General features: G+C 57.1%; 20 protein-coding genes. 10 read left to right on the top strand and 10 right to left on the bottom strand.

Translation table 11 applies throughout. From position 1 onward, the window contains the following. Positions 1-111: 111 nt before the first annotated feature. The 5 genes from MED193_RS19595 to MED193_RS19570 all read left to right on the top strand — a co-directional run bounded on the left by MED193_RS19595 (position 112) and on the right by MED193_RS19570 (position 4,244). Positions 112-987 carry a TIGR01459 family HAD-type hydrolase gene (locus MED193_RS19595; protein WP_009811519.1) on the top strand — a complete coding sequence of 292 codons (876 nt, stop codon included), beginning with the start codon at positions 112-114 and terminating at the stop codon, positions 985-987. Positions 988-1,221: 234 nt separating this feature from the next. Next, a complete protein-coding gene (locus tag MED193_RS19585; protein ID WP_039967094.1) occupies positions 1,222-1,665 on the top strand; it encodes a MaoC family dehydratase in 444 nt (147 codons plus the stop codon). A 97-nt stretch (positions 1,666-1,762) separates the two neighbouring features. Beyond that, positions 1,763-2,722: a bifunctional riboflavin kinase/FAD synthetase gene (locus MED193_RS19580; RefSeq protein ID WP_009811516.1), complete on the top strand. Its 960-nt coding sequence runs from the start codon at positions 1,763-1,765 to the stop codon at positions 2,720-2,722. Continuing rightward, positions 2,719-3,189 (top strand): YcgN family cysteine cluster protein, encoded by a 471-nt coding sequence (locus tag MED193_RS19575; protein ID WP_009811515.1) that lies wholly within the window; start codon positions 2,719-2,721, stop codon positions 3,187-3,189. The genes MED193_RS19580 and MED193_RS19575 overlap by 4 nt, the downstream gene beginning before the upstream one ends. Continuing rightward, complete coding sequence (locus MED193_RS19570) at positions 3,189-4,244, top strand: low specificity L-threonine aldolase (RefSeq protein ID WP_009811514.1); 1,056 nt, start codon at positions 3,189-3,191, stop codon at positions 4,242-4,244. Before MED193_RS19575 ends, MED193_RS19570 begins: the two co-directional genes overlap by 1 nt. 141 nt (positions 4,245-4,385) lie before the next feature. Here MED193_RS19570 and MED193_RS19565 read toward each other — a convergent pair whose 3' ends face one another. Continuing rightward, the gene (locus tag MED193_RS19565; RefSeq protein ID WP_368072275.1) at positions 4,386-5,186 is read right to left on the bottom strand and encodes an alpha/beta fold hydrolase; all 801 of its coding nucleotides are present in this window, start codon (positions 5,184-5,186) and stop codon (positions 4,386-4,388) included. A 78-nt stretch (positions 5,187-5,264) separates the two neighbouring features. Then, entirely contained in the window at positions 5,265-5,858 is a 594-nt protein-coding gene (locus MED193_RS19560; protein WP_009811512.1) for a 2-hydroxychromene-2-carboxylate isomerase, read from the bottom strand. Positions 5,859-5,965: 107 nt separating this feature from the next. On the opposite strand from MED193_RS19560, the gene MED193_RS19555 reads away from it, so the two are divergent. Then, on the top strand, positions 5,966-6,988 hold the full coding sequence (locus MED193_RS19555; RefSeq protein ID WP_009811511.1) for a ribose-phosphate pyrophosphokinase: 1,023 nt from the start codon (positions 5,966-5,968) through the stop codon (positions 6,986-6,988). A gap of 449 nt (positions 6,989-7,437) precedes the next feature. Here MED193_RS19555 and MED193_RS19550 read toward each other — a convergent pair. Then, positions 7,438-8,567 (bottom strand): IS3-like element ISRosp1 family transposase gene (locus MED193_RS19550; protein WP_085978289.1). Its coding sequence is split into 2 segments (ribosomal slippage): positions 7,438-8,336 and positions 8,336-8,567, totalling 1,131 coding nucleotides; the frame shifts between segments, so codons are not numbered across the junction. 125 nt (positions 8,568-8,692) lie between these two features. On the opposite strand from MED193_RS19550, the gene MED193_RS19540 reads away from it, so the two are divergent. Further along, positions 8,693-9,217: a hypothetical protein gene (locus MED193_RS19540; RefSeq protein ID WP_009811510.1), complete on the top strand. Its 525-nt coding sequence runs from the start codon at positions 8,693-8,695 to the stop codon at positions 9,215-9,217. Between the two features lie 176 nt (positions 9,218-9,393). Here the strand turns inward: MED193_RS19540 and MED193_RS19535 are convergent, their stop codons facing one another. The 7 genes from MED193_RS19535 to MED193_RS19505 all read right to left on the bottom strand — a co-directional run bounded on the left by MED193_RS19535 (position 9,394) and on the right by MED193_RS19505 (position 15,989). After that, the gene (locus tag MED193_RS19535) at positions 9,394-9,747 is read right to left on the bottom strand and encodes an H-type lectin domain-containing protein (protein ID WP_009811509.1); all 354 of its coding nucleotides are present in this window, start codon (positions 9,745-9,747) and stop codon (positions 9,394-9,396) included. Between the two features lie 155 nt (positions 9,748-9,902). Beyond that, complete coding sequence (locus MED193_RS19530; RefSeq protein WP_009811508.1) at positions 9,903-10,316, bottom strand: F0F1 ATP synthase subunit epsilon; 414 nt, start codon at positions 10,314-10,316, stop codon at positions 9,903-9,905. Between the two features lie 11 nt (positions 10,317-10,327). Continuing rightward, positions 10,328-11,752 (bottom strand): F0F1 ATP synthase subunit beta, encoded by a 1,425-nt coding sequence (atpD, locus tag MED193_RS19525; RefSeq protein WP_009811507.1) that lies wholly within the window; start codon positions 11,750-11,752, stop codon positions 10,328-10,330. Positions 11,753-11,773: 21 nt separating this feature from the next. Further along, on the bottom strand, positions 11,774-12,652 hold the full coding sequence (locus MED193_RS19520; RefSeq protein ID WP_009811506.1) for a F0F1 ATP synthase subunit gamma: 879 nt from the start codon (positions 12,650-12,652) through the stop codon (positions 11,774-11,776). A gap of 12 nt (positions 12,653-12,664) precedes the next feature. Next, entirely contained in the window at positions 12,665-14,203 is a 1,539-nt protein-coding gene (gene atpA / locus MED193_RS19515) for a F0F1 ATP synthase subunit alpha (protein WP_009811505.1), read from the bottom strand. Then, on the bottom strand, positions 14,204-14,764 hold the full coding sequence (locus MED193_RS19510) for a F0F1 ATP synthase subunit delta (RefSeq protein WP_009811504.1): 561 nt from the start codon (positions 14,762-14,764) through the stop codon (positions 14,204-14,206). A gap of 478 nt (positions 14,765-15,242) precedes the next feature. Continuing rightward, the gene (locus MED193_RS19505) at positions 15,243-15,989 is read right to left on the bottom strand and encodes a class I SAM-dependent methyltransferase (RefSeq protein ID WP_039966438.1); all 747 of its coding nucleotides are present in this window, start codon (positions 15,987-15,989) and stop codon (positions 15,243-15,245) included. Positions 15,990-16,050: 61 nt separating this feature from the next. Between MED193_RS19505 and gloB the strand changes: the two genes are divergently transcribed. From gloB to MED193_RS19490, 3 genes are all read left to right on the top strand, one after another. Further along, positions 16,051-16,818, top strand: coding sequence for a hydroxyacylglutathione hydrolase (gloB, locus tag MED193_RS19500; protein ID WP_009811502.1), 768 nt, complete (start codon positions 16,051-16,053; stop codon positions 16,816-16,818). 201 nt (positions 16,819-17,019) lie between these two features. Next, positions 17,020-19,350, top strand: a complete 2,331-nt coding sequence (gene clpA, locus MED193_RS19495) for an ATP-dependent Clp protease ATP-binding subunit ClpA (RefSeq protein ID WP_009811501.1) — start codon at positions 17,020-17,022, stop codon at positions 19,348-19,350. A gap of 8 nt (positions 19,351-19,358) precedes the next feature. Further along, positions 19,359-20,345, top strand: coding sequence for a M23 family metallopeptidase (locus tag MED193_RS19490; protein WP_009811500.1), 987 nt, complete (start codon positions 19,359-19,361; stop codon positions 20,343-20,345). Positions 20,346-20,402 lie beyond the last annotated feature (57 nt).

Below are 20,402 nucleotides of genomic sequence, written 5' to 3'. Positions count from 1 at the left end.
CTAGGTCAGCGTTTGGGCCTTGCCGCCACAGCTCAGCAAGAGAGACTGGCCAAATCCCCCCCAGTTTGGCATAGCAGCAGGTAATCCGCCTCCTGTCTCAAAGGTCAGCCCATGTCCCAGATCATCCAATCCCTGTCCGAGGTCTCCGACCGGTATCGCGCGCTGTTTGTCGATCTGTGGGGCTGCGTCCACAACGGGATCACCGCCTACCCCGAGGCCGTTGCTGCGCTACAGGCCTACCGCCAGCGTGGCGGCATCGTGGTGCTGGTCACCAATTCGCCAAAACCTCGCGCTGGCGTCGCCGCCCAACTGGCACAGTTTGGGGTGCCCGATGACGCCTATGACACCATCGCCACCTCCGGCGATTCTGCGCGCTCGGCCATGTTTACCGGTGCGGTAGGCAGCAAGGTCTATTTCATGGGGGAATGGCAACGCGACGAAGGTTTCTTTGAGCCGCTGAATGTCATCCACGATCCAGTTGAGATCACCCGCGTCCCCCTGGCAGAGGCCGAAGGCATTGTTTGCTGCGGCCCCTTTGACACCATGGCCGATCCCGATGTGAACCGGGCCGATTTCCTGTTTGCCAAGCAAAAAGGCCTCAAACTGCTCTGCGCCAATCCCGACATCATCGTTGATCGCGGCGAAAAGCGGGAATGGTGCGCCGGGGCGCTGGCCCGGCTCTATACCGAAATGGGGGGAGAGAGCCTCTATTTTGGCAAGCCACACCCCCCAATCTACGATCTCGCCCGCCGTCGTTTGGCCGAAATGGGCAGTGATATCGCAGATGGCGATATTCTAGCGATTGGCGACGGCCCCCATACGGATATCGCAGGCGCCATGGGAGAGGGGATCGATTCCCTCTTTATCACCGGCGGGCTCGCCGCGCGGGAAACAAGAACAACCACCCAGCCTGATGCCGCAGCGCTATCAGACTACCTCGAACAGGAAAATTCGGCACCAACCTTCAGTATCGGTTTTCTACGTTAGTGTATTAACGTTTATTTCACAGACACTTAAATGGGGCATGACCATCGGCACCAGCCAACGCGGTGCCGATTTTTTATGGGATTCACCTGCGCGACCACAATTTTGAGCAGACAGATCTTATCGAAAAACCTCTTGATTTTCTGCACCTGCAAAGTAATAAAGTTGCCAGAGAGCGCCACATGGTCGCTATAAAGTTTCAAGGCCACCCCAAGGGGAAGGCTCATGGAGGACACCATGTTGGACAACATGCCACGCGGAACCATCTGCATCGAAGACATCGAAATGGGCATGACGCGCTTTGTCCGCAAAGTGATCACCGATGAAGACATAGAAATGTTCAGCCAGGTCTCCACCGACCGCAATCCGGTGCATCTGGATGACGATTACGCTCAGGACACCATTTTTCAGGGCCGTATCGCCCACGGTATGCTAACGGCAGGCCTGATCTCTGCTGTCATCGGCGAGCAGTTGCCCGGCCATGGCACCATCTACATGAGCCAGTCGCTGAAATTCCTCGCACCAGTGCGCCCTGGTGATCTGGTGCTGGCCGAGGTCGAGGTGACGGATATTGTCATCGACAAACGCCGGGTCAAACTGGATTGTCGCTGCATGGTGGATGGTAAAAAGGTACTGGTCGGCGAAGCCATGGTCATGGCCCCCTCACGTAAGTTCGACTGACCTCTGTGCCGGCACAAAAGCAGGCATATGGCACCTGCAAGAAACTTCCGTAACGCCGAGACTTGCAAGCCTCTTTGCAGAGCGCTAGGCAGGCCCTATGCGCATCATCCGAGACTATCAATTTGTAGAGCAGCAAGACCGTGGCGCCAGCGTCGCGATCGGCAACTTTGACGGCGTCCATCGAGGCCACCAGTCGGTCATTGATCTGGCCCGCGCGGCCGCACCCCAAGCCCCCCTGGGGGTGATGACCTTTGAACCGCATCCCCGTGCTTTCTTTGCCCCCGACGCGCCCCCCTTTCGCCTGATGTCACCCGAGGCCCGCGCCTCGCGGCTGGAAAAGCTGGGGGTTGAACGGCTCTATCAGCTGAATTTCAACGCGGCCCTCTCCGGCCTCCCCCCCGAAGACTTTGCCCGCAAAGTCATCTCCGAAGGCCTAGGCCTGGCCCATGTGGTTGTCGGCGCCGACTTCTGCTTTGGCAAGGGCCGCAGCGGCACCGCAGCGGATCTGCAACGTTTTGGCGCCGAGATGGGCTTTGGCGTCACCATCGCGCCCCTGATGGAGCATTCATCCGATACCGTCTCCTCTACCGCCATCCGTACAGCGCTCAGCGAAGGGCGCCCCCGCGACGCCGCCGCGATGCTCAGCCATTGGCATCGTATCGAAGGAGAGGTGATCGGCGGGGAGCAGCGCGGACGTGATCTGGGCTATCCCACCGCCAATATGTCCATTGATGGCCTGCACCCGCCTGCCTTTGGCGTCTATGCCGTGCTTGTTGATGTGCTGGATGGCCCCCACCGGGGCAGCTACCAAGGCGCAGCTTCGATTGGCGTGCGCCCCATGTTCGACGGCTCCCACCCCAATATCGAAACATTCTTGTTTGATTTTACCGGCAACCTCTATGGCGCCACGCTTTCGGTCGCTCTCGTAGAATATCTGCGCCCTGAGATGAAATTCGACGGGCTGGAGGCGCTGATTGCCCAGATGGATGGAGATTGCGCCCGCGCGCGCCACATCCTCGACGCAGAAGCACCTGCAGAACTACGGGCCAGCACATGAGCGAGGGCATTGATCGCAAAGGCCTGGGCAAGCGCTTTTGGGAAAAGAAGCCTCTGGACAAGCTCAACCAGCAGGAATGGGAAGCACTTTGCGATGGCTGTGGCAAATGCTGCCTCAACAAACTGGAAGACGAAGACAGCGGCGAAGTCGCCCTCACTCGCGTGGCCTGCCGATTGCTCGATGACAACAGCTGCCACTGTGCCCACTATGAAAACCGCCACCAATTCATCCCAGAATGTATCGTGCTCAAGCCTGACAATCTGGACAGCCACGCCTACTGGATGCCGCAGACCTGTGCCTACCGCCTGCTCTGGGAGGGCAAACCGCTCCCCCAGTGGCACCCCCTGCTGACGGGCGACCCCAACAGCCCCCATGACGCTGGTGTCACTGTACGCGGTTGGACGGTTTCCGAATTCGACACCCCAGAAGAAGACTGGGAAGACCATATCATTGAGGAGCCCATCTAATGTTTTTTGCCTCTGACAATTCCGGCCCAGTGCCGCCGCAGGTATTGGCCGCTCTGGCAGAGGCCAATACCGGCTATGCCATGGGCTATGGCGCCGATGCAGAAATGGCGGAGGTCACGGCTCGAATCCGCGAGATCTTCGAAGCCCCAGAGGCCGCTGTTTTCCTGGTGGCCACCGGAACAGCCGCCAATGCCCTGGCACTCTCAACACTCTGTCAGCCCTTTGAAACCATCTTTTGCACTCCCACTGCCCATATCCACGAGGACGAATGCAACGCGCCGGAATTCTATACTTCTGGCGCCAAACTGACATTGGTGCCGGGCGCGCCTGGATTTGATGACAAGATGACGGCGACCGCCCTGCGCGCCACAATCGCCAAGGAAGAAACCCGCGGCGTCCACGGACCACAACGCGGCCCGGTCTCGCTCACCCAGGTAACCGAACGCGGCACCATCTATAGTCTGGCAGAGCTGCATGAGCTTTCAACGGTCACCAAAGCCTTCAATCTTCCCCTCTATATGGATGGCGCCCGCTTTACCAATGCCATGGTGGCGCTGGGATGCACTCCAGCCGAGATGACCTGGAAGGCCGGCGTGGATGCGGTCTCCTTTGGGGGGACCAAAAACGGCCTTATGGGGGTGGAAGCGGTGATTTTCTTTGACCCTGCTAAAGCCTGGGAGTTCGAACTGCGGCGCAAACGCGGCGGACATCTCTTCTCCAAACACCGCTATCTCTCCGCGCAGATGTTGGCCTATCTCACCGATGACCTCTGGCGCGACAATGCGATCAAAGCCAATCAGAACTGCGCCTATCTGGTCGACGGCCTGCGCCGCGCCAATGCTCCTTTCCTGCACGAACCCCAGGCCAATATGATTTTTGCCGCCCTGCCCCGCGCCACCCATCAACGTCTGTTTGATGCGGGCGCCGCCTATCACCTTTGGGATGGCCCATTGGAAGGGGACCCTAAAGAACAGATCGCTGCACGGTTTGTCTGCGACTGGGCGATCAGCAAAGACCAGATCGATCACTTTTTGGCTTTGGCTACCCAGACCTGATCTTCGTTCTGAAATCTGCAAAAAAGCAGCGTGCCAAACACCATAACGGCCTGTGCAGCCCCTTTCACCTTTCCAAAAATATTCCGGGGGGATGCGCCCACTGGGCGCAGGGGGGCAGCGCCCCCCCCCCTCTCGCGGCAGTCAGCCCAGGTCCGACCAGAACCGATTGAGCAAGCCTGCGGCAATACCCGCATGGGTGATGGGAAGCATATGCCCCGCCCCCTCCACCACTTCGCAGCGCGCCTGCGGCAGGCGCCGCGCCAGACCTTCGTTAATCAGGGGCATTACCGGCTGGCTTTCCGCTCCGCTCAGCAAGAGTACCGGCATCTCGACAGATGCTAATGCACCCGGCTCAAGCACGCCTTTTGTGTCCAGATAGAGCACCTCATAACTCTTGGGGACCGCCTCCATGGCCCGCACCATAGCGGCCCGCGCCGGCTCAGGAAGATCCGACCATTTTGGCTCGCCAGTGCCCCACATCCGATTGAACAATCGCGTCGCCTGCTCAACCTCTCCCGCCTGAAATAGGTCATTAAAGGGAGCCTCCAGCGCCTCCAGCGCCGCCTGCAGCTCCGGCGCCTCTGCTCGGGTCACTGCAAAGAGCACCGGTTCAATCAACACCAGAGTTCTGACCTGCCTCGGACAGGCCTGCGCCATGCGCAGGGCAACGGTCGCCCCGAAGGAATGGCCAATCAAATCCACCGGCCCGGACTCCGCCTCTAAGAGCGCTAAACCCGCCTCAACATTGGCAGTTTGAAAATCCTCGGTTTCATCCCAATCCGGGCTGCGACCGTGGGAAAACATGTCGAATGCCGTAAGCGTGATCTCATCCTTCAAGACCTCAGCCAGGCCACGCCAAGCCCCGGAATGGGCAAGTGAGCAATGAACCGCCAGAACACGGCGCGGCCCCGTCGCAAAACTGCGGGAAAATACATCGCTCAAAACTCTGTCCTTCATCTTTGTCTCACTTGCGTCTCTTGGGCCGCTTACAGACCTGACCCGGTTAATGTCCCAACGGGGTTATTGCGCTAAATGATGTTCCAAATCTTCGATCCGATCCTGACCCCAAAACCGCGCACCCTCCTGGGTGATATAGAAAGGCGCCCCAAAAACACCCGCGCTCAGGGCGTCCTCGAGGTTTTGCGCATATCTCTCCGCGCCGGCCAAGAGCCCGCTATCCGCAAGCGCCGCGTCAAAGCCGGCGCTTTGCAGACAGGATTTGATCACCTCATCCTGGGCAATATCGCGCTCCTCCGCCCAGACAGCACGCATCAAACCATGCACCAAGGCGCCCATATCGCCGCCCCCCGCCGCCTGGGCTGCAATGATTGCATAAGAGGACGGAGCCGGATTGGTCGGCCAATGGGCTGGTTGCAAATTGATCGCCAGCCCATTCTTTTTGGCCTGACGCTCGAGCTCGATCAACCGATACTCCTGACGCGAGACGTGACGTTCATTGGGCAGGGCCCCGCCGGTCCTCCCGTACAGCGTCACGATGTCCATTGGCTTATAATTGATCTGGACATTCTGTCGCGCCGCCGCCGCCTCCAACCGTGTTCCGGCCAGGTAGGCATAGGGCGACAGGGTCGAGAAGTAATAATCGATGGTGGCCATTTTTGGTTTTCTCCCGCTTAGAACTAGGCTGAAAGCTACGCACATGTTAAGCGGTGAGCAAGATCACGAATCTGTCACATAGCCATTGCTGCCGGGGATATCAGCCAATGCCGACCTTGAACGAACCCAAGCTTATCGCTGGGAACGCCAACCTCCCTCTTGCCAACTCAATTGCCCGCCGTATGAGCATGCACCGCGGTGTCGACCAAGGTCTGGTTGATGCCCGCGTTGAACGCTTCAACGACGGTGAGATCTTTGTAGAGGTCTACGAGAACGTGCGCGGCGAGGACATGTTTATCATTCAGCCGACCTCCAATCCGGCCAATGACAACCTCATGGAGCTCTTGATCATCTCCGATGCACTGCGCCGCTCATCCGCGCAACGTATCACTGCGGTGATCCCCTACTTCGGCTATGCCCGTCAGGACCGCCGCACCAAGGCCCGCACGCCGATCTCTGCCAAGCTGGTCGCAAATATGCTGACCGGCGCGGGCATTGAGCGGATTTTGACCATGGATCTGCATGCTGCGCAGATCCAGGGCTTCTTTGATATTCCGGTGGACAACCTCTATGCCTCGCCGATTTTTGCACTGGATGTTAAAAATCAGTTCAAGGACCAGATGGATGACCTGATGGTGGTCTCGCCTGATGTTGGCGGCGTTGCCCGCGCCCGTGAACTGGCCAAACGCATCGATGCGCCGCTGTCGATCGTCGACAAACGTCGTGAAAAAGCTGGCGAAGTGGCCGAGATGACCGTCATCGGCAATGTTCAGGACAAGATCTGCCTGATCATCGACGATATGTGCGACACTGCTGGCACCCTGTGCAAGGCGGCGCAGGTGCTGCTCGACAATGGCGCCAAAGAGGTCCACGCCTATATCACCCACGGCGTGATGAGCGGCCCTGCGGTGGAGCGTGTCTCCAACTCGGTAATGAAATCCTTGGTGCTGACCGATTCCATTCAACCCACCGAAGAGATCCTCAACACACCAAACATCCGCGTTCTGCCCACCGCACCGCTGTTCACCCAGGCGATCCTGAATATCTGGCACGGCACCTCTGTGTCCTCGCTGTTTGAAGACAAGACCCTGGTTCCAATCTACGAGTCGCTCTACTCAAACGGGGTTTAAGCTCATTTCAAAACCATCACAAAGGCCCCGAGCAGCACTCTGCCGGGGCCTTTGTCTATCAAAGTTAGTGGTAATGCTGCAGGGCACAGCTTCCAACTCAATGTCAGCAATGAGCTCAATGTGGTTGATGCCGCGCTTTGCATGAAGGTCCGCTTGTCTTTTGTCATTCAGGCAATGATGTTAAACCTCCGAAAGAGGACATGAGTATCGCCGTTCCCAAATAGCTGGGGATGGTTTTCACCTCAGCAATGGCAGGAAAAGTTATGACCTGGTGGCAAAAATTCCGAAGGACTGGAGCAAAAGCAAAGCGTGTGCAGCCTGAAGGAAATCATATCGAAAACCTTAAGGCCCACCATATTGTCGATATCCAACAAATTGGGGAAACCTCAGATGTTCCTGTTTGGATAGATGTGGACCTGTCGCGTTTTAGTGCCGCCCCAAGTGCTCGTTTAAGCCACCTTTCGTTCGAAGGCGACAGGGCTTTTCCAGCCCAGTGCTGAGTGACGGCGGCGTGGATTGTAGAACCCGTTTATGTATTCGAAGATCGCCATTTCAGCCTTCCGACGGGTCTCCCAAGGATGCCGCCAGATCAGTTCAGCTTTGATGGTCTTGAAGAACGTCTCGACGGCGGCGTTGTCGTAACAATTACCCTTACCGCTCATCGATACTTTGAAGCCGTTCTGGCGCAGGATTTTCTGGTAGTCATGGGAACAATATTGCGACCCGCGATCCGTATGATGGATGCAGCCTTTGGGCGGCTGCCGGAACGCGATGGCCATATTCAACGCCCGGATCGCCAAGTCGCGTTTCATCCGATTGCTCACGGCCCAGCCGATAACACGCCTTGAATGCAGATCGAGGATCACGGCCAGATACAGCCAGCCTTCGCGGGTCCAGACATAGCTGATATCCCCCGCCCACTTTTGATTTGGCAGGTCAGCTGAGAAGTTTCGATCCAGCAAGTTCGGCGCGATATTGAACTTGTGGTCACTGTCTGTCGTGACCTTGTGTTTGCGTGTTCTGACAACAGATATCCCGTTCTGGCGCATCAACCTGCCAACACGACGGTGGCCCACGTTCAAACCGATCTCCTTCAACTCTTCGGTCATTCGTGGGCGGCCATAGCTCCCCAAACTAAGCCGCGACTGCTCTTTGATATGAGCCAGCGTGACCAGATCAGATCGCTGCCTACGACTGGCTGGGCGACTGCGGAATGCGCGTAACCCGCGTGCGCTGACACCGACGACCTCGCACAACCGGGCGGCTGGAAAGCTGCCCCTGTGTTCTTCGACAAACCTAAATCTCATTGCTTTAGGCCCGCAAAGAACTGGGTGGCTTTTTTTAAGATCTCCCTCTCCTCCTTCAGGAGCCGGTTCTCCCGTCGAAGTCGATCATTCTCTTGAGCCAGGCTCAAATCCTCTTTGGAAACCACGTCTGTGTCTCGGTGTGCAGTGATCCATTTGTTCAACGTCGACATGCCAACACCCAGATCGTCAGCCACCTGCTTACGCGTCAGCCCACTGGTTAATGCGATGCGCACCGCATCTTGTCGAAATTCGTCTGTCCGTTTCAGTCCCATAGTTCATCTCCTTTGTTGCAGTAAATGCTATCAAAGGAGCGGCATCAAACCGTGACAGGTCCAATGTATCGCCTACAAATCCCACAACCACGACATACGACGGCCTCCTTTGGGAAGCCGACCCAATGGGTGAATATCTATACTTTCTTGCTGGCGACTTTCCGAAGAACGAAAAAGGATTGCTCCGTTACGGAAGCGCGAAGACTGTAGCGGAAGTTCACGTGTGTTTCGAAGATGATGTTGTTTCAGTTGATCGTTCAGAAATGAAAAGGTGGTCTGAAGTTGCCAGTCAAGAGGCGACGGACAGCAGTGATTTCACCAATATGAAAGTGGGGGAAATTACCACTTTTGCCCAACAAATATCAAAGGAAGCGGGATATGCGAGACACCGCGCGAAGCTGGCCATGAAAGATCTACACGGCGGCGTTGGGTATATGGAGCAGGCCGACGACTTCTTCCCTGGCCCATGGGTGCGTTTGCTATGGAGCAAGCACGCCGAAACCTCGCAAGGTTCACGAGTTACCAAGATCGTTGTCCGGTCAAGTGACCCTGATCAGGAAGTTAATCCGATGAATGACCTATTCAGTACACTCATAGATCGCTATCAAAATATCGAGGACCATCCACTGTCTGGAGCAATTAGGATGTAGCCTGTGACCCTCAAACCAACTCCACACTGCCATACTTAAGCTCCAGTTCATCCTGATAGCTGGCATTGGCGCAGCCGCAGCGAATGACAACTATGTCCGCAGAGCTGCCCTTTGCGATAACACAAGCCCCCGACCGAAAGCCGGAATGGGTTCTCGCAGGCCTCTCCTCGTAGACCTCAGTCCACGTCATCCCAGTCATCGTCAAAGGGCAGCTCGCCCATGGCAATCCAGGCGGCGCGTAGGCGGGCGATGCGGCTGTCGCCCCAGGTGCGGAACACCACTTCAAAATCCGTTGTGGTGATATTCTCCGCCACCAACTCTGCGCGGATGGCGGCGCTGGTGTCCATATCCCAGAGCGAGATCGAAACCTGCACCGCTGGCGGGCGGCGATAGGCCTCTTTGAAACGAACCAGTTTGCGGCGCTCCCGGGCGCCCTCGCCGGTCCACATGCTGCCGCCACTGTCGAACTCGGAAAACAGAACCAGGTCGCCCTGGTCAATTCCGATGCGTGGATTGCGTAGTCGTTGCATGTCTTATCGTTCCAGCTTTGGTCTATCCGCGCGAAATCGCGGTTCGGCCATTAAAGACCAAAAAATTCTAAGATTCAAAAAACAAAACCGGCCCATCACGATGACGGGCCGGTTTCTAACTCTGGTGAACACACTGGGCGTGATCCAACGGGCCGTTACAGGCTCATATGGGTGCCCAGGGCCTCCATATCCGACAAGAGCTTTGCAGCCTCTTCCACGATATCGTGGGGCTGCTCGTCATCCTGAGCGGTTTTATACATGGTGCGAGCCTCTTCGATCAGCTCGTCCAGATGGGCGCGGGTCATCTCATCCATTGGAATTGCACGTTCAGCAAGGACCGAAAGGGCCTCGGCGCTGATTTCGGCAAAACCGCCAGTGACCACGAACTCCGAAGTGCCTTGCGAGCTTTCAACCCGCAGGACACCCGGACGCAGGGTGGTGATGGTGGGTGCATGCATCGGCATCGCCGTCATGTCACCCTCCGCGCCAGGGATCTGCACCGCGTTCACCTGGAGCGAAGCAAGGCTACGCTCCGGGCTTACGAGGTCAAATTGCATGGTATCAGCCATCAGGGCCCTCCTTAGGCCGCGTCAGCAGCCATTTTCTCGGCTTTTGCGATCACTTCATCGATGCCGCCAACCATGTAGAAGGCGCCTTCGGGGAGGTGGTCGTATTCGCCAGCCACAACGGCCTTGAACGATGCGATAGTGTCTTCCAGCGGAACCTGCTTACCATCGGCACCGGTGAAGATTTTTGCAACGTCAAACGGCTGGGACAGGAAGCGTTCGATCTTACGCGCACGGGCCACAGCCAGTTTGTCGTCTTCTGACAGTTCGTCCATGCCGAGAATGGCGATGATGTCCTGCAGCGATTTGTAACGCTGAAGGATCTGCTGAACGTCTGTGGCAACGGTGTAGTGCTCTTCACCAATGATCAGTGGATCCAGCAGACGCGATGTTGAACCCAGTGGGTCAACCGCAGGATAGATACCTTTTTCCGAGATCGCACGATCCAGAACGGTTGTCGCATCCAGGTGCGCAAAGGAGGTCGCAGGTGCAGGGTCAGTAAGGTCATCCGCAGGAACGTAAACGGCCTGAACGGAAGTAATCGAACCATTTTTGGTCGAAGAGATCCGTTCCTGCATCGCACCCATGTCGGTGGCCAGTGTTGGCTGGTAGCCCACCGCCGAAGGAATACGACCCAAGAGAGCCGACACCTCGGAACCCGCCTGTGTGAAGCGGAAGATGTTGTCCACGAAGAACAGAACGTCAGAGCCGCTGTCGTCACGGAACTGTTCCGCCAGGGTCAGACCCGACAGAGCAACCCGCATACGCGCACCGGGAGGTTCGTTCATCTGGCCGTAGACCAGAGCAATTTTGGAGTCGACCAGGTTCTCGGGAACGATAACACCGGATTCGATCATCTCGTGGTAAAGGTCGTTGCCTTCACGGGTCCGCTCACCAACACCAGCGAACACGGACACACCAGAGTGCACCTTCGCGATGTTGTTGATCAGTTCCATGATCAGAACGGTTTTACCAACGCCGGCACCGCCGAACAGACCAATTTTACCACCCTTGGTATAGGGGGCCAGAAGGTCGATAACCTTGATGCCTGTGGTCAGGATCTCGGTTGCGGTGGACTGGTCAGCGAAAGCAGGTGCGTCGCCGTGAATGCCGCGTGTTTCGGTGGCTTCAACGGGGCCCTTTTCGTCAACCGGCTCGCCGATAACGTTCAGGATACGACCCAGTGTGGCGTTGCCAACTGGAACCGAGATAGGCGCGCCGGTGTCGGTCACGTCCTGACCGCGAACCAGACCTTCGGTTGCGTCCATTGCGATGGTACGAACAGTGTTCTCACCCAGGTGCTGAGCAACCTCGAGAACCAGGTTCTTACCGTTGTTGTCTGTAGTGACGGCATTCAGGATTTCCGGCAGGGCATCCTCGAACTGCACGTCCACAACGGCGCCAATCACCTGCGTGATTTTGCCTTTTGCGTTTGCCATGTGTTTGTCTCCGGTTGTCTCTTAGAGCGCCTCAGCGCCCGAAATGATTTCAATCAGCTCGTTGGTGATGACGGCCTGACGCGAGCGGTTGAACTCGATTGTCAGCTTGTCGATCATCTCGCCAGCGTTACGGGTGGCGTTATCCATCGCACTCATCCGGGCACCCTGCTCGGATGCACCGTTTTCCAGCAGCGCCGAAAAGATCTGGGTCGATACGCCACGGGGCAGCAGGTCGGCAAGGATTGCCTCTTCGCTGGGCTCGTAGTCGTAAACGGCCGAAGAGGTCTCTTCAGCGGCACCGCCCTCGTAAGAGGCCGGAATGATCTGCTGCGCTGTTGGCACCTGGGTCACAACATTGACGAACTCTGCAAAGAACAGGGTCGCAACATCAAATTCACCAGCGTCAAAGCGGGTCAGGATATCCTTTGCGATGTTCTGCGCATTGGCATAGCCGATACGTTTAACTTCGCTCAGGTCCACGTGGCCGATGAAATCATCGGCAAAGTCGCGGCGCAGTGCGTCGCGGCCCTTTTTACCAACGGTCAGAATTTTGACCGTTTTGCCGGCGGCCTTCAGCTCTTGAGCCTTCTGGCGTGCCAGTTTGGAAATATTGGCGTTAAAGCCACCGCACAGGCCGCGTTCAGAGGTCATAACGACCAACAACTGAACCTGGTCACTGCCGGTGCCGCGAAGCAGCTTGGGAGCTGAATCGCTGCCACCAACCGAAGCCGCCAGCCCCGCCATCACGGCATTGAACCGTTTGGTGTAGGGACGTGAGTCTTCGGCAGCTTCCTGGGCGCGGCGAAGTTTCGCCGCGGCCACCATTTGCATGGCTTTTGTGATCTTACGGGTGCTTTTGACACTCGCGATCCTGTTTTTCAGGTCCTTGAGATTTGGCATTGCCTTATCCCCTTACGCGAAATCTGCGGCGAATTCGTCCAGCGCTGCTTTGATCTTGTCGGCAGCATCGCCCTTGATCTTAGGATCTTCAGTCGAAATCCACTCGAGCAGATCAGCGTGCTTACCGCGCAGATGCGCTAGCATGCCTTCTTCATAACGGCCAACAGCCTTTACGTCGATCTTGTCGAGGTAACCCTGTGTACCGGCGAAGATCACGCAGACGATTTCTGCGTTGGTCAGCGGCGAGTACTGAGCCTGCTTCATCAGTTCGGTCAGACGGGCACCACGGTTCAGCAGCTGCTGAGTGGCGGCGTCAAGGTCGGAACCAAACTGAGCAAAGGCCGCCATTTCGCGGTACTGAGCCAGTTCCAGTTTCACCGGACCCGCAACAGACTTCATCGAGTTTGTCTGAGCTGAGGAGCCAACACGCGAAACCGACAGACCGGTATTCACAGCAGGACGGATGCCTTGGTAGAACAGTTCGGTTTCCAAGAAGATCTGACCGTCGGTGATCGAGATCACGTTGGTTGGAATAAACGCCGAAACGTCACCACCCTGGGTCTCAATAACGGGCAGAGCCGTCAAGGAACCAGCGCCGAAGTCTTCGTTCAGTTTGGCCGAACGTTCCAGCAGGCGGGAGTGCAGATAGAAAACGTCACCAGGATAGGCTTCACGTCCGGGCGGACGACGCAGCAGCAGGGACATCTGACGATAAGCAACAGCCTGCTTGGAAAGGTCATCATAGATGATCAGACCATGCTTGCCATTGTCGCGGAAGTATTCTGCCATCGCGGTTGCGGCATAGGGGGCCAGGAACTGCAGAGGTGCAGGATCGGACGCGGTTGCAGCAACCACGATCGAGTATTCCATCGCACCGGACTCTTCCAGCTTTTTCACCAGCTGAGCAACAGTCGAACGCTTCTGACCAACAGCAACGTAGACGCAGTACAGTTTCTTCGACTCGTCGTCGCCCGCTGCATCGTTGTAGGATTTCTGGTTCAGCATGGTGTCCAGCGCGATGGCTGTTTTACCAGTCTGACGGTCACCAATGATCAGCTCACGCTGGCCACGGCCAACAGGGATCATCGCGTCAACAGATTTCAGGCCTGTCGCCATCGGCTCGTGAACCGATTTACGGGGGATAATGCCTGGTGCTTTAACGTCGGCCACGCCACGCTTTGCAGCGTTGATTGGGCCTTTGCCGTCCAGGGGGTTACCCAGACCGTCCACAACGCGACCCAGCAGTTCGGGGCCTACGGGGACGTCCACGATCGAGTTGGTGCGCTTTACAGTGTCACCTTCTTTAATGTCGCGGTCGGAGCCGAAGATAACGATACCAACGTTATCGGCTTCGAGGTTCAGCGCCATGCCCATAATTCCGCCAGGGAATTCGACCATTTCACCAGCCTGAACATTGTCGAGACCATAAACGCGGGCGATACCATCGCCAACGCTCAGCACGCGACCAATTTCAGCCACCTCGGCTTCCTGACCAAAATTATTGATCTGGTCTTTTAGGATCGCAGAAATTTCTGCTGCTTGGATACCCATTTATCCGACCTCTTTCATTGCATTCTGTAGGGAGTTGAGCTTGGAGCGGATCGAGCTATCGACCATCTTCGAGCCCACTTTAACGACGAGACCGCCAATGATGCTTTCATCGACGGTTGCATTGATGGTAATCTTTTTGCCCACGCGCTCTGCCAAAGTCTTGGCCAGCTTTTCGCTTTGGGTCTTGGTCAGTGCCTTGGCCGAGATCACCTCGGCGGTCACTTCACCACGGGCTTCTGACAGGCGATCCCGCAGAGCGGTGATCAGTGCAGGAACCACAAACAGACGGCGCTTTTGCGCCATCAACGACAGTGTATTGGCCAGCACGGGTGCAAGACCCATCTTGGCAGCAATTGCTGTAATGGCTGCACCCTGCTCATCCCGTGAAATCAGCGGCGAGCTGATCAGGTTTTGCAGATCGTCACTGTCAGCCAGGGCAGCTGCCAGATCATTGATGCTGGTTTCAAGGCTATCGAGCGCCTTGCTTTCTTCGGCGATCTCAAAGACCGCAGTGGCATAGCGCGCAGCAATGCCTGCTGAAATCGAAGCTGGTTCGGACACGTCCACCCTTCCGACATTTGGCCCCGGTTGGCATATCTGCGGTGCAGACGGCGTCCGGGGGCGTGAGCAAGCCCTACCAAAGTGGCAGGACGTTAAAATCAGCGTGGATGTAACAGAGCGTTAGCATCCTATCAACTGTCTATAGTCCCACGATGGAAAACCCCGATTTCAATGTTTTCAATAGGTTAGCAAAAGTGCGGCTCTTTGCCCCCCTAAACAAGAGCATTTTTATCTACGTTACGGCAGTAAATTACGATTCCTGACAGACCAAAAACGACAAGATTGCCCCCAATTGCCCTGACAGAGGCAGCCAAAGTTCAAGGCCTCGTTGCCAAAAAGTGAAAACAGAATCATCTTCATTTGTCTCTCACCAGTCCCGATCCGTCACCATCAAGGGGGACGCTGCCCGGTCTGCCCCTTCTCTCCGCAGAACGACATCAGAGCAAACTGCCTGCCAGTTGCAGCGCCTGTAAGGGCTTCAAGCCGGTTCTGGCAGAGGGTTTGACAGCCCTTCGAGAACCCGGATCGGATTGGCCCGCTTGACCTTGGTCATATGTCCGTGCTGCGGATGCGTCTGCTTGCTGACTTCCACCATAAAGACTCCCCCCGCAAGCATGGCGGGCAACTGGCGCCCTATCCGTTCAAACAGTGCACCCGATTTAAGCCAGAACCGCCTTTGGCTGGGCAGCCGATAAAGGGCAGCCGCATGACGTTCGATGGTGAACTCATGCAGGCGGAGCTGGTTTTCAAGTTGAATGAGCGTATAGGGGCGCCCATAACCAAAGGGTGTCTGATCAGACCGGGCCCAGAACCCGGCCCTATTTGGCACCACAAAAATGGCCCTCCCCCCCGGTCCAAGCACCCGGCGGCATTCCTCCAGCACCTGGGTCGGCCGCTCAGAGGTCTCCAGCCCATGCATCACCACCAGTCGATCCACCCGCCCCGTTTCAATGGGCCAGCTGGTCTCTTCGCACAGGACCGACACATTGGGCATCCCCGCAGGCCACTGCATCACCCCCTGAGGCCCGGGCATCAGGGCTATGACCCGACGCGCCTCAGCCAAATAGGGGCGCATCAGGGGAGCGGCAAAGCCAAATCCCGCCACAGTCTGCCCTGCGGCCTCTGGCCAGAACTCCAGCAATCGGTTCCGAACCGAGGCCTGCGCCGCACGGCCCAGGGTACTGCGATAGTAGAAATTCCTAAGATCCTGAACATCAAGATGCATTGCGGGTCCCTGCTGCTTGGGCCAATCTATGCGCAGTGTAACAATGGAGAGGCGAAAGACCATGCCCCTGGAAATCATTACCCTGCCCTGTCTCTCGGACAACTATGCCTATCTGCTGCACGATGCCAAGAGCGGTCAGACCGCTTTGGTGGATGCGCCGGAGGCCGCCGCGGTGAAATCAGCGCTGAGCGCCCGCGGCTGGGGTTTGGATGCGATCCTGCTGACCCACCACCACTATGACCATATCGACGGCGTTGACGCGCTGCGCCGCGACTATGGCGCCAAGGTCTATGGCGCAAAACCCGACGCCCACCGCCTGCCACCTCTGGACCATGCGCTGGATTATGGTGTGCGCTTTGAATTGTTTGGCGAGGAGGTTCAGGTGCTGGATGTCTCCGGCCACACGGTAGGGCACATCGCCTTTTTCCTGCCCGAGAGCCAGGCCGTCTTTACCGCGGACAGCCTTATGGCGCTTGGCTGTGGCCGCCTATTTGAAGGCACACCAGACATGATGTGGCAGAGCCTTAACCGCCTGATGGCGCTGCCACCGGAAACCATGGTCTATTCTGGGCATGAATACACCCAGTCCAATGCCCGATTTGCCCTAACAATCGAGCCTGACAATGCGAAGCTGCAGCTTCGCGTTGATGAAATTAATGCAAAACGCGCCAAAGGCGAGGCCACAGTTCCGTCACGTTTACAGTTGGAACTGGACACAAATCCGTTCCTGCGGGCTCATTTGGATGAGATGAAATCAACATTGGGAATGGAAAGCGCTGAAAACGCAGAGGTTTTTGCAGAAATCCGGCAACGTAAAGATAATTTCTAATCCCCTTGAGCCGAAGGGCGCCCTGCCAAGAACGCATGCAATTGCACCGCTTTCACAAGAAATGTGACCTAAATTTGAAAGAAAGTCCTTGAAGCTGGCGCTCTATCAACCAAACTCTAATACTATGAGGACATGGTTGATGCATGGGGAAGAGGCAGAACGCCGATACCCGGATCAACCCAAGAACAGAGGAGCACGCCCGTGCCTTCATTCTCGAGCACACTAGAACAAGCCATTCACGCCGCGCTGGCGCTGGCGAATGAGCGGCGCCATGAGTTTGCCACGCTGGAACACCTGCTGTTGGCTTTGATTGAAGAACCAGAAGCCGCCCGTGTCATGCGCGCCTGCGGCGTTGATCTGGGTCAGTTACGCGCGTCGCTGATCGAATTTGTCGACGAAGATCTCGCCAATCTGGTGACTGATGTCGATGGATCCGAAGCGGTTCCGACGGCGGCCTTCCAAAGGGTCATTCAGCGCGCAGCAATTCACGTACAAAGCTCTGGCCGCACAGAAGTCACCGGCGCCAATGTCTTGGTCGCAATCTTTGCAGAACGCGAGAGCGACGCCGCCTACTTCCTTCAGGATCAGGATATGACCCGCTATGATGCGGTGAACTTCATCGCCCATGGCGTGGCCAAGGATCCGGCCTTTGGGGAATCCCGCCCCGTCACCGGCGCCCCAGAGAGCGAAGAGGAAGCCATGGGCTCTGTCCCGCCCGGTGAAGGCGACAAAAAAGAGAGCGCGCTGGACAAATATTGCGTCGATCTCAACGCCAAATCGCGTGAAGGCGACATTGACCCGCTGATCGGCCGCAGTCACGAGGTTGAGCGCTGCATCCAGGTGCTGTGCCGCCGCCGCAAAAACAACCCGCTCTTGGTGGGGGATCCTGGGGTGGGCAAGACCGCCATTGCCGAAGGTCTGGCGCGCAAGATCGTACAGGGCGAAGTGCCCAACGTTCTGGCAGAAACCACCATTTTCTCTCTCGATATGGGCGCGCTCTTGGCCGGCACCCGCTATCGCGGCGACTTTGAGGAACGTCTCAAGGCTGTGGTGACCGAGCTGGAAGACCACCCAGATGGTGTTCTGTTCATTGATGAGATCCACACGGTGATCGGCGCTGGTGCGACCTCCGGCGGTGCCATGGATGCCTCCAACCTGCTGAAACCTGCCCTGCAGGGCGGCAAGCTGCGCACCATGGGCTCAACCACCTATAAAGAGTTCCGTCAGCATTTTGAAAAAGACCGCGCTCTGGCGCGCCGGTTCCAAAAAATCGACGTCAATGAACCCTCGGTTCAGGATGCGGTTGAGATCCTAAAAGGGCTGAAACCCTATTTTGAGGAACACCACAGCATCAAGTTTACCGCGGATGCGATCAAATCTGCGGTGGAACTAGCCGCGCGCTATATCAATGACCGTAAACTGCCCGATAAGGCCATCGACGTGATTGATGAAGCAGGGGCTGCACAGCATCTGGTGCCGGAAAGCAAACGCCGCAAAACCATCGGCGTAAAGGAAATCGAGGCCGTTGTGGCCAAGATCGCCCGCATTCCACCCAAGAGCGTCACCAAAGACGATGCCGAGGTGCTGAAGGATCTGGAGAAGAGCCTCAAGCGGGTGGTCTTTGGGCAGGACGATGCCATTGATGCGCTGTCCAGCGCCATCAAACTGGCCCGGGCCGGTCTGCGCGAACCAGAAAAGCCCATTGGCAACTATCTGTTTGCGGGCCCTACCGGGGTTGGCAAAACCGAAGTTGCCAAACAGCTGGCCGATACGCTTGGTGTGGAGCTTCTGCGCTTTGACATGTCAGAGTACATGGAGAAACACGCGGTGTCCCGTCTGATTGGTGCGCCCCCCGGCTATGTCGGTTTTGATCAGGGCGGGTTGCTCACTGATGGGGTTGATCAACATCCCCACTGCGTGCTGCTTCTCGATGAGATCGAAAAGGCGCATCCGGATGTCTTCAACATCCTGCTTCAGGTGATGGATAATGGTCAGCTCACCGATCACAACGGCCGCGCGGTGAACTTCCGCAACGTGGTTTTGATCATGACCTCCAACGCCGGGGCATCGGATATGGCAAAGGCCGCCATCGGGTTTGGCCGCGACCGCCGCGAAGGCGAAGACACCGCCGCGATCGAGCGCACATTTACGCCCGAATTCCGCAACCGTCTGGACGCGGTGATTGCCTTTGCGCCTCTGCCTAAAGAGGTGATCCTGCAGGTGGTCGAGAAATTCGTCTTGCAACTGGAAGCCCAGCTGATGGACCGCAACGTCTCCATCGAGCTCACCCGTAAGGCTGCCGAATGGCTTGCTGACAAGGGCTATGATGATCGCATGGGCGCGCGCCCACTGGGGCGGGTCATTCAGGAGCACATCAAAAAGCCGCTGGCCGAAGAACTGCTCTTTGGCAAGCTGGCCAAAGGTGGGTTGGTCAAGGTTGGCATCAAAGATGGCAAACTGGATCTGCGCATCGAGGGCCCTACCAAACCGCGGATCTCTGGCGATAAACCGCCATTGTTGACAGCCGACTGAAGCTGATTATGCGTCTGCCAATTGGAGCACTCCTCCTCTCGCTCGTCACGGCCCCTGCCGTGGCGAGCGATTTCACCTTGCAGTGGCCTGTGGATTGCCGCCTTGGCGAAACCTGCCATATCCAACAGTATGTCGATCATATTCCTGGCCCCGGCGCCCAGGATTATCAATGCCAGGGACTAAGTTACTCAGGCCATAAGGGCACCGATATCGCCCTGCCCTATCTGCGTGATATGGCGGCTGGCGTCACCGTCCGTGCCGCTGCGCCTGGTGTGGTACGAGGGCTGCGCGACACCATGCCCGATGCCTACGCCACCGAGGAAAACGCCGAAGTACTGAAGGGGCGTGAATGTGGCAATGGCGTTGTTATACGTCATGCAGATGGCTGGGAGACACAGTATTGCCATCTAAAACAGGGTTCTGTCCGGGTCCAAAACGGGCAACAGATTGAGGCGGGCACCCCCTTGGGCGAGGTCGGGCTGTCTGGAAAGACACAATTCCCACACCTGCACCTATCGCTGCGCCAGAACGGCAATGTCGTGGATCCCTTTGCCCCCGACGGGCGCCTAGCCTGTAACCGCACACAAGATGCAGAAAGCCCCAGCACAGAAAGCCTCTGGGCGGATACCCCGCCCTATCAGCCCGGCGGGTTCCTCGGCGCGGGGTTCTCCACCCAAGTTCCTGAGTTCCAAGCGATCAAATCCGGTGCTGCCTCAGGTGCTCGCCTCACCACCAAATCCCCGGCCCTGGTGTTTTGGGCCTATGCCTTTGGCGGCCAGAAAGGCGACCGAGTGCGCCTGTCCATCTCTGGTCCTACTGGAGTGTTCTCCGTCCACGAGATCACATTAGAGCGCGATCAGGCACAGTTTTTCCGAGCCTCAGGTAAGCGCCTACGGAACAAGTCTTGGGATTATGGCCGTTATACCGCGCTAGCCGTATTGCTGCGCGATGACGACGAAATTGACCGCATCGAACAAGTGATCGACCTTAGGTAAATCCCCCCCAGAGTCCGTCCATGTCTAATTTTGGCCTGGCCTGAAGGCGCGCGTGGC

Source organism: Roseobacter sp. MED193 (assembly GCF_000152965.1).
Lineage (GTDB): Bacteria > Pseudomonadota > Alphaproteobacteria > Rhodobacterales > Rhodobacteraceae > Pseudophaeobacter.
Note: the sequence above shows the minus strand (reverse complement) of the source record. Positions and strands in the feature narration are given on the sequence as shown.

Excerpts from the sequence above, each read along its gene's own strand:
- MED193_RS19585 (WP_039967094.1), top strand. The coding sequence starts at position 1,222 with ATGTTGGACAACATGCCACGCGGAACCATCTGCATCGAAGACATCGAA.
- MED193_RS19555 (WP_009811511.1), top strand. The coding sequence starts at position 5,966 with ATGCCGACCTTGAACGAACCCAAGCTTATCGCTGGGAACGCCAACCTC.
- gloB (WP_009811502.1), top strand. The coding sequence starts at position 16,051 with ATGCCCCTGGAAATCATTACCCTGCCCTGTCTCTCGGACAACTATGCC.
- MED193_RS19595 (WP_009811519.1), top strand. The coding sequence starts at position 112 with ATGTCCCAGATCATCCAATCCCTGTCCGAGGTCTCCGACCGGTATCGC.
- MED193_RS19520 (WP_009811506.1), bottom strand. The coding sequence starts at position 12,652 with ATGCCAAATCTCAAGGACCTGAAAAACAGGATCGCGAGTGTCAAAAGC.
- MED193_RS19530 (WP_009811508.1), bottom strand. The coding sequence starts at position 10,316 with ATGGCTGATACCATGCAATTTGACCTCGTAAGCCCGGAGCGTAGCCTT.
- MED193_RS19560 (WP_009811512.1), bottom strand. The coding sequence starts at position 5,858 with ATGGCCACCATCGATTATTACTTCTCGACCCTGTCGCCCTATGCCTAC.
- MED193_RS19570 (WP_009811514.1), top strand. The coding sequence starts at position 3,189 with ATGTTTTTTGCCTCTGACAATTCCGGCCCAGTGCCGCCGCAGGTATTG.
- MED193_RS19535 (WP_009811509.1), bottom strand. The coding sequence starts at position 9,747 with ATGCAACGACTACGCAATCCACGCATCGGAATTGACCAGGGCGACCTG.
- MED193_RS19580 (WP_009811516.1), top strand. The coding sequence starts at position 1,763 with ATGCGCATCATCCGAGACTATCAATTTGTAGAGCAGCAAGACCGTGGC.
- MED193_RS19540 (WP_009811510.1), top strand. The coding sequence starts at position 8,693 with ATGGGTGAATATCTATACTTTCTTGCTGGCGACTTTCCGAAGAACGAA.
- atpA (WP_009811505.1), bottom strand. The coding sequence starts at position 14,203 with ATGGGTATCCAAGCAGCAGAAATTTCTGCGATCCTAAAAGACCAGATC.
- MED193_RS19575 (WP_009811515.1), top strand. The coding sequence starts at position 2,719 with ATGAGCGAGGGCATTGATCGCAAAGGCCTGGGCAAGCGCTTTTGGGAA.
- atpD (WP_009811507.1), bottom strand. The coding sequence starts at position 11,752 with ATGGCAAACGCAAAAGGCAAAATCACGCAGGTGATTGGCGCCGTTGTG.
- MED193_RS19490 (WP_009811500.1), top strand. The coding sequence starts at position 19,359 with ATGCGTCTGCCAATTGGAGCACTCCTCCTCTCGCTCGTCACGGCCCCT.
- MED193_RS19505 (WP_039966438.1), bottom strand. The coding sequence starts at position 15,989 with ATGCATCTTGATGTTCAGGATCTTAGGAATTTCTACTATCGCAGTACC.